At 68.4% G+C, this 14,314-nt stretch carries 16 protein-coding genes; 6 read left to right on the top strand and 10 right to left on the bottom strand.

Annotated elements, in window-relative coordinates; all coding sequences use genetic code 11:
* Nucleotides 1-3 precede the first annotated feature (3 nt).
* The 8 genes from AAFF27_17685 to AAFF27_17650 form a co-directional block, all read right to left on the bottom strand.
* Nucleotides 4-948: a tripartite tricarboxylate transporter substrate binding protein gene (locus AAFF27_17685; protein XAH26259.1), complete on the bottom strand. Its 945-nt coding sequence runs from the start codon at nt 946-948 to the stop codon at nt 4-6.
* Nucleotides 949-1,028: 80 nt separating this feature from the next.
* Nucleotides 1,029-1,958, bottom strand: coding sequence for a tripartite tricarboxylate transporter substrate binding protein (locus AAFF27_17680; protein XAH21842.1), 930 nt, complete (start codon nt 1,956-1,958; stop codon nt 1,029-1,031).
* A 93-nt stretch (nt 1,959-2,051) separates the two neighbouring features.
* Nucleotides 2,052-3,125, bottom strand: a complete 1,074-nt coding sequence (locus AAFF27_17675; protein ID XAH21841.1) for a cyclase family protein — start codon at nt 3,123-3,125, stop codon at nt 2,052-2,054.
* 16 nt (nt 3,126-3,141) lie between these two features.
* Nucleotides 3,142-4,074, bottom strand: a complete 933-nt coding sequence (locus tag AAFF27_17670) for an NAD(P)-dependent oxidoreductase (GenBank protein XAH21840.1) — start codon at nt 4,072-4,074, stop codon at nt 3,142-3,144.
* Nucleotides 4,071-4,757: an RraA family protein gene (locus tag AAFF27_17665; GenBank protein XAH21839.1), complete on the bottom strand. Its 687-nt coding sequence runs from the start codon at nt 4,755-4,757 to the stop codon at nt 4,071-4,073. The genes AAFF27_17670 and AAFF27_17665 overlap by 4 nt, the downstream gene beginning before the upstream one ends.
* A gap of 44 nt (nt 4,758-4,801) precedes the next feature.
* Nucleotides 4,802-5,791, bottom strand: coding sequence for a tripartite tricarboxylate transporter substrate binding protein (locus tag AAFF27_17660; GenBank protein ID XAH21838.1), 990 nt, complete (start codon nt 5,789-5,791; stop codon nt 4,802-4,804).
* Nucleotides 5,788-6,711, bottom strand: a complete 924-nt coding sequence (locus AAFF27_17655) for an amidohydrolase family protein (GenBank protein ID XAH21837.1) — start codon at nt 6,709-6,711, stop codon at nt 5,788-5,790. Before AAFF27_17655 ends, AAFF27_17660 begins: the two co-directional genes overlap by 4 nt.
* A gap of 111 nt (nt 6,712-6,822) precedes the next feature.
* Complete coding sequence (locus AAFF27_17650) at nt 6,823-7,830, bottom strand: tripartite tricarboxylate transporter substrate binding protein (GenBank protein XAH21836.1); 1,008 nt, start codon at nt 7,828-7,830, stop codon at nt 6,823-6,825.
* 109 nt (nt 7,831-7,939) lie between these two features.
* On the opposite strand from AAFF27_17650, the gene AAFF27_17645 reads away from it, so the two are divergent.
* Both AAFF27_17645 and AAFF27_17640 read left to right on the top strand, forming a co-directional pair.
* Nucleotides 7,940-8,719 (top strand): IclR family transcriptional regulator, encoded by a 780-nt coding sequence (locus AAFF27_17645; protein ID XAH21835.1) that lies wholly within the window; start codon nt 7,940-7,942, stop codon nt 8,717-8,719.
* Between the two features lie 214 nt (nt 8,720-8,933).
* Nucleotides 8,934-9,404: a CHRD domain-containing protein gene (locus AAFF27_17640; protein ID XAH21834.1), complete on the top strand. Its 471-nt coding sequence runs from the start codon at nt 8,934-8,936 to the stop codon at nt 9,402-9,404.
* 30 nt (nt 9,405-9,434) lie between these two features.
* Here the strand turns inward: AAFF27_17640 and nth are convergent, their stop codons facing one another.
* Nucleotides 9,435-10,076: an endonuclease III gene (nth, locus tag AAFF27_17635; GenBank protein ID XAH21833.1), complete on the bottom strand. Its 642-nt coding sequence runs from the start codon at nt 10,074-10,076 to the stop codon at nt 9,435-9,437.
* Entirely contained in the window at nt 10,073-11,020 is a 948-nt protein-coding gene (locus tag AAFF27_17630; GenBank protein ID XAH21832.1) for a LysR substrate-binding domain-containing protein, read from the bottom strand. The genes nth and AAFF27_17630 overlap by 4 nt, the downstream gene beginning before the upstream one ends.
* Nucleotides 11,021-11,097: 77 nt before the next feature.
* On the opposite strand from AAFF27_17630, the gene AAFF27_17625 reads away from it, so the two are divergent.
* From AAFF27_17625 to AAFF27_17610, 4 genes are read left to right on the top strand one after another with little or no spacing between them, the layout of a single operon-like run.
* On the top strand, nt 11,098-12,036 hold the full coding sequence (locus tag AAFF27_17625) for a prephenate dehydrogenase (GenBank protein XAH21831.1): 939 nt from the start codon (nt 11,098-11,100) through the stop codon (nt 12,034-12,036).
* The gene (locus AAFF27_17620; GenBank protein ID XAH21830.1) at nt 12,033-12,860 is read left to right on the top strand and encodes an ABC transporter substrate-binding protein; all 828 of its coding nucleotides are present in this window, start codon (nt 12,033-12,035) and stop codon (nt 12,858-12,860) included. The genes AAFF27_17625 and AAFF27_17620 overlap by 4 nt, the downstream gene beginning before the upstream one ends.
* Before the next feature lie 24 nt (nt 12,861-12,884).
* Nucleotides 12,885-13,577 (top strand): amino acid ABC transporter permease, encoded by a 693-nt coding sequence (locus AAFF27_17615; GenBank protein ID XAH21829.1) that lies wholly within the window; start codon nt 12,885-12,887, stop codon nt 13,575-13,577.
* Nucleotides 13,574-14,269 (top strand): amino acid ABC transporter permease, encoded by a 696-nt coding sequence (locus tag AAFF27_17610; protein XAH21828.1) that lies wholly within the window; start codon nt 13,574-13,576, stop codon nt 14,267-14,269. The genes AAFF27_17615 and AAFF27_17610 overlap by 4 nt, the downstream gene beginning before the upstream one ends.
* Nucleotides 14,270-14,314: the final 45 nt, after the last annotated feature.

The following is a 14,314-nucleotide window of genomic DNA, read 5'->3' as shown; positions in this document are numbered from 1 at the left end:
GGTCTATTGCTTGTCGAACGATGTCCTGGCCGCGATCTTGCCCCACATGGTGTTGCTCTCTTGCAGCTGCTGGGCAAAGCCTGTGGCATCGACATGGCGCGGGTCGGCGCCCATGCCTTCGGCAAAGCTCTTCATGTCGGGCGCGGCCATGGCGGTGGCGATTTCTTTCTGCAGTCGCTCCAGCACGGCCGGCGGCGTGCCTTGGGGCGCCCACAGGCCGGTCCAGTTGACCACGCCGAAGTTCTGCACGCCGGCCTGGGCAAAGGTGGGCACATCGGGCAGCACGGCCAGGCGCTTGTCGCCGCTGATGGCCAGCAGGCGCAGCTTGCCGCCCTTGACGTTGCCCATCACGCCGGTGGTGGAGGCGAACTGCATGTCGATGGTGTTGGTGAGGATGGCCTGCGTGGCCTCGCCCGCGCCCTTGAAGGGCACGTGCATGAACTTCACCCCGGTGGCCACGCCCAGCGCCTCGGCCGCGAAGTGCGGTGTGGTGCCGGCGCCGCCGGTGCCGTAGGTGATCTTGCCGGGGTGCGCCTTGGCATCAGCCAATAGATCGGCCAGCGTCTTGTAGGGGCCGCCAGCGTTCACCACCAGCGCCATCGGGGCGAACACATAGGCGGCCACCGGCACCAGGTCATGGGCGTAGTCGAAGGGCAGCTTCTTGAAGATGTAGGGCAGCAGCGAATAGGTGGTGTCGTTGGCCACCAGGGTGTAGCCGTCTGGCTCGGCGCGCGCGACCTGGGCCACGCCTATGGTGCCGGTGGCGCCGGGCTTGTTGTCGATGATGAAGCTCTGGCCGGTTTGCTCGGTGAGCTTCTGCGCCATCTTGCGCGTGACCACGTCCACCGCGCCGCCGGGGGCGTAGGGCACGACGATCTTTACTGGCTTGGTCGGCCACGCGGCTTGCGCCAGGGCCGTGCCACCGCAGGCGGCCAGCAGCAGGGCCATGGTGCTGCTTGCAAGGGCGGTGCGGCGGAAGGAGGGAGCAAGTGCAGTCATATGTGTCTCTGTTCTTTGAAATGCCGAGCCTATTCGGCCTTGAGGTCCAAGGTACGCGCCATCTGCGTATAGCTGCGTATTTCGCTGTCGAGCTGCGTGCCAAAGGCGCTGCCGCAAACGTGTTGCGCCTCCATGCCCAGGCCGCGCAGCTTCTCCACGGTGGCGGGGGCGCGGGCGAAATCGGTGGCGACCCGGGTCAGCGTGGCGACGATGGCGGGCGGCGTGCCGGCCGGGGCCAGCAGGCCGTACCAGGCATCGGCGGCATAGCCTTGCACGCCGGCCTCGGCGAAGGTGGGCACCTCGGGCAGCAGGGCCGAGCGCTGCGGCGCTGCCACGGCCAGGGCCGTGAGCTTGCCGGACCGCACCTGCGGCAGCACCGAGCCCAGCGTGGCAAAAGAGCTATCGACCTGGCCGCCCATCAGGTCCGTCACCGCTTGCGCCGCGCCCTTGTAGGGGATGTGGTTCATGGCCGTGCCGGTGAGGCGGGTGAACTGCTCGCTGGCGAAGTGCCCGGAGCTGCCGGTGCCCGGCGTGGCATAGGTGCGCTTGCCCGGCTGGGCCCGCACCTGCTGGAGGAAATCCGCCAGCGTGCGGGCGGGCATGGATGGCCCGACCACCAGTACCGTGGGGCTGACCGCCAGCGTGCACACCGGCGCGAAGGAGCGCAGCGCATCGAAGCGCACCCGTGCGCTGTAGAGCGCCGGGATCATGGTGTGGTTGGTGGCGCCCAGCAGCAGCGTGTAGCCGTCGGCCGGCGCGCCGGCCACTGCCTCGGCGGCCAGGATGGTGTTGGCGCCGGGCTTGTTGTCGACGATGAAGGACTGGCCGAGCGCGCGGGTGGCGTAGTCGGCAAAGGCGCGCGCCACCACGTCGGTGGGGCCACCGGCGGAAAAGCCCACCACCAGGCGCACCGGTTTGGTGGGGTAGGGCGCCTGGGCGAAGGCATTGCTTGCTACCAAAAAAAATAGCTATTAGCCCAGGTGCAGCAAGGGATAGGTGGTGATTTGTCTTGAATTTCTCAATCATGTTTGTCTCTCGTTTTTTGGGGCGCTCTAGACCGTGGCGATGGGCGTGGCGGGTGAGCCTGCAGCCCCCGGCAATCGCAGCGGCGGCGCCGTCAGCAGGAAGCGGCTGCGGCCATGGGTGCGCAGCCAGCGCGCCAGCGGCGTGAGCCACCACAGCTCGCCCAGGTGGATGCCGTTCTTGAACAGGCAGTGCTCATGCAGCGGCAGGCGCGGGCCGCGGATGGGCGTGCCGCCCTGGCCGAGCCTGGGCGGCTGCACCAGTTCGACGGCGGGGTTGTCCGAGATCAGGCAGGCCAGCCGCACATCGACGATCCAGTCCAGCAGCTTCTGGTCATTGCCGTCCAGGCCGCTGCCCGAGGCGTGCAGCAGCTGCACGTCGGGCTGGCGGTTCATGGCCATCAGCATGTCGCCAAAGCCGGTGTGCAGGCAGACCATGTCGCCGGCCTCGATCTGCACGCGGTCGGCCTCCAGGATGCGCATCAGGCGCTCGTAGCCAATGGCCTCGCGTTGGCGGCCGACGTGCTGCTCTAGATCAATCAGCACGCCGCGGCCTTGGGCGCCGTGTTCGGCCAAATGCTCGATGCCCAGCGCGCCCGCATTGGGGCCGGGGAAGCGCGCCCAGTCGGCCACCGCTTGCGGGTCTTCGGTGGCGCCGTGGATTTCTTCGCCGGCGCGAAAGCCGTTGTAGAACACCGCCTCGGCCACGCCGTCGCCATCGGCGTCGAAGCGGCTGCCCATGTGGGCAAAGCTGTCCCACTGGGTCGAGTACTGGGTGTTCATCAGCAGCACGTCGTCGCAGACCACGTCGGTGCGTGCCTCGTCCTCGCTGGCATAGGACCAGCAGAAGCCCTGCTGGCCGGCGCTTTTGCCGTCGCGCAGGGTAGAGAAGCGCTGCGGCGGCAGCCGGCGCGGATTGAGCGCCATGCCGCCGGGCACGTCCAGCGGCAGCGAGAGGCAGAAGGTGAGCCCCTCGCGCACCTCGGCCACGCCCTGCAGTACCTTGGCGCGGTCCACCAGGTTCATGCGGCCGCGCTGGTCGTCGGGGCCGAACTCGCCCCAGTGGCTACCAGCGGGCGCGTGCTTCCAGCGTTGCGTTGTCATGGCTCCTGTGCTGCGTTCAGGCGCTGGCGGTGGCCGGCTGGCGTGCCAGCACGGCCAGCAGGTTCTTCGCGGAGCCCACGCCCATGTTCACGTAGGCATCGCTGGTAACGCCGCCGATGTGCGGGCTCAGCACAAAGTTCGGCTCGCCCTGGAACGGGTGGCCGGCCGCCATCGGCTCCACCGCGAAGCTGTCCAGGCCCGCAGCCATGACTTGGCCCGAGCGCACGGCGGCCAGCAGCGCCGCCTCGTCGACCAGGCCGCCGCGCGCGGTGTTGACCACGACCACGCCGCGCTTGCACTGCGCCAGCGTCTGCGCGCCCAGCATGCCGCGGTTGTCGTCGGTCAGCGGGCAGTGCAGCGAGATGGCGTCGGACTCGCGCCAGATCGTCTCCAGGCTCACGCTCTTGATATAGGCGGGCAGGTCTTTTGCGAAGGGGTCGAAGCCGATCACGTGCATGCCCAGCGCATCCGCCATGCGCGCAAAGCGCTGGCCGATGGCGCCCAGGCCCACCAGGCCGATGGTGCGGCCGCCCAGCTCCAGGCTCTTGTGCGTGGCCTTGTCCCAGTGGCCGGCGTGCATGCGCGCATCCAGCGGCACCACCGATTTGGCGCAGGCCAGCAGCAGCGCCATCGCCTGCTCGGCCACGGCCGCGGCATTGGCGCCGACGGCGGCCACCACCTCGATGCCGCGCGCCTGGGCCGCGGCCTTGTCGATGGTGTCGGTGCCGCTGCCGTGCTTGGAGATCACGCGCAGCGAGGGCGCGGCGTCCATCACCGTGCCGCCCACCTTGCCGTAGCGCACGATGATGGCCACCGGGTCATGTGCGCTGCACAGTGCCACCAGATCGGCTTCTGTCGGCGTCTTGCCGGCGTAGACGATTTCGTAGTCCTGCAGCAGGTCCAGCGCCGGCTGCGCCAGGTCGGCGCCCGTGACGATGATGCAGCTCATAGCGTCTCGCCTTCCTTCAGCACGCCGGCGGCGCGCAGGGCGGCGGGCAGCCACTTGGAGGCGGTGTCGCCGCGTGCAATGGCGTCCAGGCGGGCGGCTTCGTCGGCCACCTTCTTGTCGGCCAGCGCCAGCATGGCGGGGGCCTTCTCGCGCTCGATCACCACCACGCCGTCGGCGTCGGCCACGATCAGGTCGCCGGGGTTCACCACGGTGCCGCCGGCAGAGATCGGGTGGTTGATGCGGCCGGGCACGAACTTGGTCGGGCCGGCCGGGTTGAAGCCGGCGCTGAACACCGGCAGGCCCAGCTCCAGCAGCTCGATGCGGTCGCGGATGGCAGCATCGACCACCACGCCGGCAATGCCCAGCTTCTTGCAGGCGCTGAGCATCAGTGTGCCCATCAGCGCAGCGGTCTGGTCGCCCTTGCCGTCAATCACCAGCACGTCGCCGGGCTGGGCCAGCGCGATGGCGGCGTGGATCATCAGGTTGTCGCCGGGGCGCACTTCCACGGTGAAGGCCGGGCCCGCCAGCTGCATGCTGTGGTGTACCGGCGCCACGCGGGCGTGCATGGTGCCGCGGCGGCCGGCCACGTCGGCCAGGATGGCGGCCTGGAAGGTGCCGGCCTTGGCAACGACGTCGGCGGAGACGCGTTCGATGTCACGGATGATGTCGGGAAGAGTGCTCATGGTGTCTGTGGTGAGTGGGTAGTTGCAGGGAAGGGAGGGCGGAATCACTCGGCCTTGATGTTTCCGTCGCGGATGACCTGGGCCCACTTGACCGAGTCGGCCTTTTGCAGGTCGCCCAACTGGCGCGGCGTGCCGCCGACCAGGGTCACGCCGAGCTTGTCGGCCAGGGCCACGATGGCGGGGTCTTTCAGCGACTTGGCGATTTCCGCGTTCAGCCGCTGCACGATGGGAGCGGGCGTCTTGGCGGGCGCGAACACGGCCTGCCATTGCTCGACCACGAAGTCCTTCATGCCGGCCTCGCCCATGGTGGGCACGTCGGGCAGCGCCTTCAGGCGCGCGGCCGAGGTCACGGCCAGCGCACGCAGCTTGCCGGCCTGCACATGCGGCAGCGCCGCAGCGGCGGGCGCGAACATGAAGTTGACCTGCTCGGCCAGCGTGTCTTGCAGCGCCGGCGTGTCGCCCTTGTAGGGCACGTGGATGAACTGGGTGCCGGTCTGCTGCTTGAGCAGCTCGCCCTGCATCTGCAGGATGGTGCCGTTGCCGCCCGAGGCAAAAGCCAGCGTGCCGGGCGCGGCCTGGGCGGCGGCGATCAGGTCGGCCACCGTGCGGTAGGGCTGCCTGGCGCCCACCACCAGGATGTGCGGAATGGTGCCGATGGTGATCACCGGCTCGAAGCCCGCGATCGGGTCATACGGCAGCTTGCCCATCAGGTGCGGCGCAATGGCCTGCGGACCGATGGAGGTGCCCAGCAGCGTGAAGCCGTCCGATGCGGATTTGGCGACGTAGGCCGCGCCTATGGTGCCAGTGGCGCCGGCCCGGTTGTCGACGATGACATTGGTGCCCAGCGCCATGCCAATGCGCTGCGCCACGTTACGGCCCAGCACGTCGGTGCTGCCGCCCGGCGGGTAGGGCACGACCCAGGTGATGACGCGGCCGTCGGGCCAGTCGCTCTGCGCCAGCGCGGAGCCAGTGGCCAGCAGGCCGCAGGCGCCCGCCAGCAGGCGGCGGCGCAGCGGGGAGGGAGGTGTGCTCATGGTGATGTCTCTGATGAAGGGGAGGACGCGGCGGAAGGGAAGCCGTAGAGCGCCTGCGGGTTGTCCACCAGCACGCGTTGCAGCACGGCACTGCTGCCGGCCCACTGCGCGAGCCGGTCGATCTGCCGCGCGTCGTCAGGCAGGGGCTGCACGCCGGCAGAGGCCGTGGCGTGGGGCCAGTCGCTGCCCCACAGCACGCGCTCGGGGGCCACGTTCAGATAGCTGCGGGCCAGGGCATCCAGGGCAGGGTCTTCGACCGAATGCGTGCTGCTCACGATGTAGCCGCCAGACAGCTTGACCCAGGCGCGGCCCTGCCCCAGCAGATCCAGCAGCAGCGCGTGGGCCGGGTGGCGCCCGGCCTGTGATGGCGCGATGCGGCCCAGGTGGTCGAACACCAACGGCACCGGCAGGCGCCGCAGCGTGGCGCCCAGGCTGGCCAGCAGCTCGGGCGCCATCAGCAGTTGCAGATGCCAGCCCAGCTCGGCAATGCGCTGCGCCAGCGGCAGCAGCATGTCGACCGTATTCGCCACGCCCAGCGACAGGTTGCAGCGAATGCCGCGCACGCCCAACGCATCGAGCCGGCGCAGCTCCGCATTGCTCTCGCGGCCGTCAATCACCGCCACACCACGCGCCTGCATGCCTAGTGCCGCGAGCCCATCCAACATGCAGCGGTTGTCACTGCCGTAGGTGGAAGGCGTGACCAGCACCGTGCGCGAAGTGCCAATGCGCCGCTGCAGCAACCGGTAGTCAGCCGCCGAAGCATCCGGCGGCAGCAACATGGCGCCCGCTGCCGTCGGATAGCGACTGTCATAGACATGCATATGGCAGTCGCAAGCATCAATCGGCAGCGCCGTCAGCGGCCGCTCAGTGCCGGCCGAGAATGGCACAGCGGACGACGTGTTGGGTTGATTCAACAACATAGGACAGCTCTGCTCCCCATCCCAAAAGCACCGCGGAACCGGCTTTGCCGGGCCGCTGGTGCTGCCCCCTGCAAGGGGGTTGGCGAAGACACGAAGTGCGTAGCCTGGGGGTTAGTCAATGCGCGCGCCAGAATCCCGCACGATCTGCCCCCAACGCACGATGTCGGTCTTGAGCAAGGCGCCGAACTGCTCGGCGCTGCCGCCCAGCACGTCGCCGCCTTCGGATTTGAGCTTGGCGGCCACGTCGGGCTGCTTCAGCACCTTGTTGATCTCGGTGTTGAGCGTCTTCACGATGGCCGCGGGCGTGCCGGCCGGTGCCAGGATGCCGAACCAGGTCGAGGCATCAAAGCCCGGGTAGCCAGACTCCGCCAGCGTTGGCGTCTGCGGCAGCTCGCTGGAGCGTGTGGCCGAGGTCACGGCAATCGCGCGTAGCTTGCCGTTGTTGACGTGGCCCAGCAGCGTGGGCACGGAAGACATGTAGATGTCGACCTGGCCGCTCATCACGTCGGTCATGGCCTGGGCCGCGCCCTTGTAGGGCACGTTCTGCATCCGGATGCCGGCGGCTTTCTTCACCTGCTCGCCCGACAGATGGGCCACCGTGCCATTGCCCGAGAAGCCCAGCGTCAGCGCATCCGGCGTGGCCTTGGCGGCGGCCACGATGTCGGCAAAGCTCTTGTAGCGAGACTGCGGCGTCACCACGATGGCGATCGGCGAAGACGCCACCAGCACCACCGGCACCAGGTCCTTCAGCGGGTCATAGGGCAGCTTGGGATAGAGCGTGGGGTTGACCGCGAGGTTGCTGGTCTGGCCCATCACCAGGGTGTAGCCGTCGGGTGCGGCCTTGGCCGTGGCGTCGACGCCGATATTGCCGCCGGCGCCGGGGCGGTTGTCGATGATGACCGTCCACTTCAGCGTGTCCGACAGCTTCTGCGCCACGGTGCGCGCCAGCAGGTCGGTGCCGCCGCCGGGCGGGAAGGGCACGATCAGCTTGATCGGCTTGTTGGGGTAGGGCGCCTGGGCCCAGGCGAGGTTGCCGGCGGTGGTGCCGGCGAGTGCTAGGCCCACGATGGCGCTTGCTGCTACGGCCATGCGGCGGCTGATTCCGGATCGGATCTGCATGTCTTTGTCTCCTTGGGGCGCGCAGCCGGGTGCTGTGCGTCGGGGTTGGACTTTAGAGAGGGGGTTCGATAGATACAATGTCATTTCGACTGTCGAAATAAAGGCCGGTATGCGAAACGCCTCCACTTCTGCGTCCCGCGCACGGGCCGGCGCTGCGGACGAGCCCAGCACCGGCAGCGTGGTGGCCGTGACCCGGGCGATGCAACTGCTGGGTGCGTTCGCGCTGGGCGAATCGCAGTTGCCGCTGGCCGAACTGAGCCGCCGCTGCACCATGCACAAGACCACGGTGCTGCGCATTGCGCGCACGCTGGCCATGGCTGGCTACCTGGTCCAGCGCGATGACGGCGAGTGGCGCCTGGGCCCGGCGGCGGGCTGGCTGGGCGCGCGCTACCAGTCAGGCTTTGACGTGCAGAACGTGGTCGAGCCCATGCTGCGCGAGCTATCCAAAGCCACGGGTGAAAGCGCTGCCTTCTACGTGCGCGAGGGCGATTTCCGCACCTGCTTGGTCCGCGTGGAAGGCCCGCAGCCGCTGCGCCACCACGCCCGCATGGGCGAGGCGCTGCCGCTGGACAGGGGCTCGCCGGGCCGCGTGATCCTGGCCTTCTCCGGCGAACCCGGCGCGGTGTATGAGGCGATCCGCCAGCGTGGCTACCACCTGTCCATTGGCGAGCGCGAGAAGGACGTGGCGACCGTCTCAGCGCCGGTGTTCGGGCTGCATTGGCGCTTGCTGGGCTCGGTATGCATCTCGGGGCCGGCCTCGCGCCTGCCGGAAGACAAGCTCAATGCCCTGGCGCAGACCGTGATCGCCGCAGCCAACCGCCTGTCCTACAGCCTGGCAGGCGACCGCTCGACGCAGACGCCGAAGGTGGTCTCTACCTGGCATCCGTGACTTTGGAACACCCCCAGGCTACGCACTTCGTGTCTTCGCCTTCCCCCTCAAGGGGGCACATCCTGCGGCCTGGCAAAGCCAGTTCCGCGGATGTTTTGGCTTGGCCTGCTCCGCGGCCTTTTGACTTTGTTGGCCGCGTGCGATGCGGAGTGTCGTGGCTGATGACATTCAGCCACTCATGGAAGAATGGCCCACCGTCCAAGGAGTTCTCCGCATGAAAGTTTTTCCCGCTTCTCCCCGCCGCCTGCTGTTGTCGGCGGGCATTGCCGCTGTGGCGGCGCTGGCTGGCTGTTCGGTGTTGCAGCCGCCAGACCCCAACGCCCACCTGGCCACTTTCACCACGCGGCTGGCGGGCACCAACGAGGTGCCGCCCAACGGCAGCACGGGCACGGGCACGGTCGATGCCGTGCTGGACAAGAACACGCTGCTGCTCCGCTGGAAGATGTCGTACAGCAACCTGAGCGGCCCGCCCACCATGGCGCATTTCCATGGCCCGGCGGCCATTGGCGCCAACGCTGGACCGGTGATCACCTTCCGGGTGCCGATCACCGCCGCCTACGACGGCCGCGCCACGCTCACGCCGGCGCAGGCGGCCGATCTGCTGGCAGGCAAGTGGTACGCCAACGTGCACACCGCCAACTTCCCCGGTGGCGAGCTGCGCGGGCAGATGATCGAGCGCAAGTAGCTCGCGCGCCGCCCCCGGCGCCAAGGCCGTTCAGTTCGGCGCCGCCGTCTTCGGCTTGAAGCTGCAATACGGCGCCACGCTGCAATGCCAGCACTGCGGCTTGCGCGCCACGCACACATAGCGGCCGTGCAGGATCAGCCAGTGGTGGGCGTGCAGCATGAACTGCGGCGGTATGCGCTTGAGCAGTTTTTGCTCCACTTCCAGCGGCGTCTTGCCCGGCGCCAGGCCGGTGCGGTTGCCCAGGCGGAAGATGTGCGTGTCCACCGCCATGGTGGGCTCGCCAAAGGCCACGTTGAGCACCACGTTGGCGGTCTTGCGGCCAACGCCGGGCAGCGCTTCCAGCGCCTCGCGCGTGCGCGGCACTTCGCCGCCGTGTTGGTCTACCAATATGCGGCAGGTGGCCAGCAGGTTCTTGGCCTTGGTGCGGTACAGGCCAATGGTCTTGATGTAGCCCTCCAGCCCTTCCAGGCCCAGGTCCAGCAAGGCCTGCGGCGTGTTGGCCACCGGGTAGAGCCGGCGCGTGGCTTTGTTCACGCCCACATCGGTGGCCTGGGCGCTCAGCAGCACAGAGGCCAGCAGCTCGAAGGGTGTGGTGTATTCCAGCTCGGTTTCCGGCTCGGGGTTGGCGGCTTGCAGGGTGGCAAAGAACGGGGTGATGTCGGCTTTTTTCATGGGGCTGTTTTGCTTGTCTTGCGAACACGGGCGCTGCGTGGTGCGGGCTTGCCGCGCCGTGCCGCGTCCCAGTGCAGCGCCAGCAGCCGCACCATCTCGCGGCCGGCGCTGGAGAGCGGGCGTTCTGCGCTGCTCATGGCATAGGCACTGTAGCGCCGGGGCGGGGCTAAGGGACGCAGCACCAGGCCGGCGTTCTCGCGGTGGCGCGCGGTCATGTCGTCCACCACGGCCACGCCCCAGCCGCTGGCAGCGATGCTGCAGGCGACATAGGCGTAGCGCACGTCTACCGTGGGCGTGACCGGCTCGTCGCGTGCGCCGACCAGTTCGCCCACCAGCCGGCCGTGCGGTGTCTCGTGGCCAAAAGACACCACGTCGGGCCGCCGCAGCATCTCTGGCGTGATGCGCGCATGCGCGGCCAGCGGGTGGCCGGGCGCCATGGCGCACAGCACATCGCCTTCGCCTATCGGGTGCAGGTTGATGGCCGGGTGGTGCGTTTGCACGAAGGACACCACGCCGATGTCGCATTCGCCGCCCAGCAACTGGTCGGTGATCTGTGCATGGGTGGCGATCTCTACCGTCAGGTGCAGGCGCGGCATGGCGGTCTTGAGCGCGGCGATGGCGCGCGGCACCAGCTCCAGCCCGGTGCTGAGGTTGGAGCTGATGCGCAGCGTATCGGCCACGCCGTGGCGCAATTGCTCGGCGTAGCTGCGCACGCGGTCGATGCTGCGGTAGGCGCTGTCGACCTCGCGCTTGAGCGCGTGCGCCTCGGGCGTGGGATGCAGGCGGCTGCCGGTGCGTTCGAACAGCGCCACGCCCAGCTTCACCTCCAGGTAGCGCACCAGCCGGCTGACGGCAGGCTGCGACACATGCAGGGCGGCCGCCGCACCAGAGATCGAGCCGGCCTGCATGACGGCGCGAAACACTTCGATCTGGCGCAGGTTCATGGGCTTAACACGGTGTTATGGAGTTGGCCTATTTTGGCATTTGCCGTGCGGGGCGTTAGCGCCCGACACTGCGCGCCATGGCATTTCCCTCTATCCCCGATGCGCTGAAGAACGGCCGCATTGCCGTCTGCGGCCTGGGCCTGATCGGTGGCTCGGTCGTGCGGGCGCTGCGTGCGCGCGGCTTCCAGGGCCACATCACCGGCCACGACGTGGATGCGGCGCTGCTGCGGCAACTGCTGCTCGAAGGCTGGATAAATGCCATCGCCGAGCCGCCCGCCACGCTCTTTGCCGAGCACGACCTGGTGCTGCTGTGCCAACCGGTGGGCGTGCTGTGCGCCTTCATCGAGCAGCACGCGGCCGACATCGGCCGTGGCCGTGCCGTGGGCATAGACGTGGCAAGCGTCAAGGCGCCGGTGCTGGCTGCCCTGCGCGCCGGCGGCGAAGCGGCGGTGGCGCGCTTTGTGCCCAGCCACCCCATCGCCGGCAAGGCGCGGCACGGCTGGGCCGCGGGCGATGCCGATCTGTTTGCCGGCAAGCGCTGCGTGCTCACGCCCGATGCCCGCACCGCCGCGCCAGCGCTGGCCTGCGCAGAGGCCTTCTGGGCGCTGCTGGGCGCGCAGGTCACCCAGATGCCGGCCGCGCAGCACGACCAGGTCTACGCCGCGCTGAGCCATCTGCCGCAACTGCTGAGCTATGCCTATCTGCACAGCCTGGCGCAGCGCGAAGGCACGCGCGACTGGCTGGCCTACCAGGGCAGCGGCTTCCAGGGCTTCACGCGCCTGGGCGGCTCGGATGCGGCGCTGTGGGCCGATATCGCCATCCACAACACGCAGCCGCTGATCGCGGAGATCGACCGCCTGGGCGATGCGCTGGGCCTGATCCGCCAGCACCTGGCGCAGGGCGATGCGCCCGCGCTGGCCGCGGCCTTTGCCCAGGCCCGCGACTTCCATGGCATGAGCGTTGCGGCGCCCACTGCCGCACCGGTTTCCCTTCCCCCTCAACAGGAGCCACGATGAACCTGCCTGCCACCACCCGCCGTGTCGCGTTCGCCGCGCTCGCGCTGTTTGCCACGATGGCTGCCCACGCCGACCAGCTCGCCGACATCAAGGCGCGCGGCACCCTGGTCTGCGGCACGCTCACCAGCACCGAGCCGCTGGGTTTCCAAGACCCCAAGACGCGCCAGATCGTCGGCTTTGATGTCGACATGTGCGCGGCCATTGCCAAGCGCATGGGCCTGAAGCTGGAGCACCGTGGCCTGTCGATCGAGCAGCGCATTCCAGAGCTGTCCACCGGCCGGGTCGACCTGGTGTCGGCCGCGCTCGGCTACACCAAGGAGCGCGCGCAGCAGGTGGCCTTTACGGCGGCGCACTACCAGGTGCCGATCCGCGTCATGGTCAAGAAAGACGCCGGCGTCACCAGCTTTGCGCAACTGGCCGACAAGCGCGTGAGCGCGGTCAAGAGCGCCACCACCGAGATCTTCGCGCGCCGTGGCCTGCCCAAGACCGCCATCATCAGCTACCAGGACGGCCCCTCGGCCTTCCTGGCGCTGATGCAGGACAAGGTCGATGGCTTCTCTACCTCGCACACCGCCGGCCTGCGCTACCTGGCCGAATCCAAGGGCGAGGCGGTCTTCATCGACGACAGCCTGGCCTGGGAGCCAACCGCACTCGGCGTGAAGAAGGATGAGCCGGCGCTGCTGGCAGCCGTCAACAAGGTGTTGGAAGACATGGAGAAGGCCGGCGAGATCGACTCCATCTGGAACCGCTGGTACGGCCCCGACACGCGCTTTGCCTTCAAGCGCGAGAAGAAGCTCACGCCCATCTCGGCCTTCGAGCAGTAAGCCACGGGCAGCGCCAGCGTACCCATGAAGGATTTCCTGCTGTCCAACCCGGACAACGTCGCGCTGTTGCTGCACGGCCTGCTCGTCACCGCGCAGTTGTTCGCGCTGAGCTGGGTGCTGGCCATGCTGCTGGCGTCTGTCTTGATGGCCGCGCGCAGCACGCAGTCGCGCGGGCTGCAGGGTGTGGTCAAGTGGTTTGTTGAATACCACCGCAACGTGCCCGGCCTGGTGCAGATCTTTGTCTGGTACTTCGGCGTGCCGCAGTTGCTGCCCAGCGGCATGCAGCGCTGGATCAACCACCACGATGGCGAGTTCATGCTGTCGTGCATCGCGCTCACCCTGTACGCTGCGGCCTACATGAGCGAAGACCTGCGCAGCGGCCTGCGCTCATTGCCGCGCGGGCAAGCCGAGGCGGCGCGCTCGCTGGGCATGAACTACTTCCAGACACTGCGCCACATCCTGCTGCCGCAGGCGCTGCGCGCCGCGTTGCCGCCGCTGGTAAACCAGACGCTGGCGCTGTTCAAGGCCACCAGCCTGGCCATGACGGTGGGCGTGGCCGATTTGATGCACGCCGCGCGCCAGATCGAGAACGAAACCTACCGCACCTTCGAGGTGTTCATGATCGCCTCGGCCTGCTACCTGGTCGGCTCCTGGTTCATCATGGGCGTGGGCGCCTTGGCACAGCAACGCGCGGCGGCGGCCAGGGGCGGGCGATGATCGACATCCTGCGTGATTACGGCCTGATCCTGCTCATCGGCCAGTACCCGCAAGGCCCGCTGGGCGGGCTGGCGATGACGCTGATCCTGGCGCTGCTGGCGCTGCTCATCTCCTTCCCGCTGGCGGTGCTGGTGGGCGTGGCCCGCACCTCGCCGGTCAAGCCGCTGGCCTGGGCCACGGCGCTCTATGCCAACTCGATCCGTGGCCTGCCGCTGCTGCTGGTGGTGTTCTGGTCTTACTTTGCCGTGCCCTACCTGACCGGTGGCCAGGTCAGCGCCACGTTGATGATGCTGATGGCCTTGGTGATTTATGAGAGCGCCTACCTGGGCGAGATCGTGCGCGCCGGCATCAGCGCGCTGCCAAGCGGCCAGTACCAGGCCGCCCGCGCGCTGGGCATGGGCCACCTCACCGCGCTGCGCACGGTGATCCTGCCGCAGGCGCTCTACAACATGATCCCGAGCATGCTCAACCAGTTCGTGGTGGTGGTGAAGAACACCTCGCTGGCCTATGTGATCGGCGTGGACGAGCTCACCAACGCCGCCTACCAGATCAACAGCCAGTTGCTGACCAAGCCGTTCCAGGTCTATGCGCTGCTGGCCGTGACCTACTTTGTGCTGTGCTTCTCGTTGGGCCGCGCGGTCGAGGGCGTAGAGCGCCGCATCACGCGCCGGCGCAACAGCCGCCCGGCCTGATTTTGAAGAAAAGTGGCTGAAGCCCAGGTGCAGCCTGGGCTTCTA

The organism is Xylophilus sp. GW821-FHT01B05, from assembly GCA_038961845.1.
GTDB lineage: Bacteria > Pseudomonadota > Gammaproteobacteria > Burkholderiales > Burkholderiaceae_C > Xylophilus.
This window is presented reverse-complemented; position numbering and strand designations above follow the sequence as displayed.

What these genes read in the sequence shown, in the direction of transcription:
- AAFF27_17685 (XAH26259.1), bottom strand. Translation starts at nt 948, where the DNA reads ATGGCCCTGCTGCTGGCCGCCTGCGGTGGCACGGCCCTGGCGCAAGCC.
- AAFF27_17675 (XAH21841.1), bottom strand. Translation starts at nt 3,125, where the DNA reads ATGACAACGCAACGCTGGAAGCACGCGCCCGCTGGTAGCCACTGGGGC.
- AAFF27_17670 (XAH21840.1), bottom strand. Translation starts at nt 4,074, where the DNA reads ATGAGCTGCATCATCGTCACGGGCGCCGACCTGGCGCAGCCGGCGCTG.
- AAFF27_17665 (XAH21839.1), bottom strand. Translation starts at nt 4,757, where the DNA reads ATGAGCACTCTTCCCGACATCATCCGTGACATCGAACGCGTCTCCGCC.
- AAFF27_17660 (XAH21838.1), bottom strand. Translation starts at nt 5,791, where the DNA reads ATGAGCACACCTCCCTCCCCGCTGCGCCGCCGCCTGCTGGCGGGCGCC.
- AAFF27_17655 (XAH21837.1), bottom strand. Translation starts at nt 6,711, where the DNA reads ATGTTGTTGAATCAACCCAACACGTCGTCCGCTGTGCCATTCTCGGCC.
- AAFF27_17650 (XAH21836.1), bottom strand. Translation starts at nt 7,830, where the DNA reads ATGCAGATCCGATCCGGAATCAGCCGCCGCATGGCCGTAGCAGCAAGC.
- AAFF27_17645 (XAH21835.1), top strand. Translation starts at nt 7,940, where the DNA reads ATGCGAAACGCCTCCACTTCTGCGTCCCGCGCACGGGCCGGCGCTGCG.
- AAFF27_17640 (XAH21834.1), top strand. Translation starts at nt 8,934, where the DNA reads ATGAAAGTTTTTCCCGCTTCTCCCCGCCGCCTGCTGTTGTCGGCGGGC.
- nth (XAH21833.1), bottom strand. Translation starts at nt 10,076, where the DNA reads ATGAAAAAAGCCGACATCACCCCGTTCTTTGCCACCCTGCAAGCCGCC.
- AAFF27_17630 (XAH21832.1), bottom strand. Translation starts at nt 11,020, where the DNA reads ATGAACCTGCGCCAGATCGAAGTGTTTCGCGCCGTCATGCAGGCCGGC.
- AAFF27_17625 (XAH21831.1), top strand. Translation starts at nt 11,098, where the DNA reads ATGGCATTTCCCTCTATCCCCGATGCGCTGAAGAACGGCCGCATTGCC.
- AAFF27_17620 (XAH21830.1), top strand. Translation starts at nt 12,033, where the DNA reads ATGAACCTGCCTGCCACCACCCGCCGTGTCGCGTTCGCCGCGCTCGCG.
- AAFF27_17615 (XAH21829.1), top strand. Translation starts at nt 12,885, where the DNA reads ATGAAGGATTTCCTGCTGTCCAACCCGGACAACGTCGCGCTGTTGCTG.
- AAFF27_17610 (XAH21828.1), top strand. Translation starts at nt 13,574, where the DNA reads ATGATCGACATCCTGCGTGATTACGGCCTGATCCTGCTCATCGGCCAG.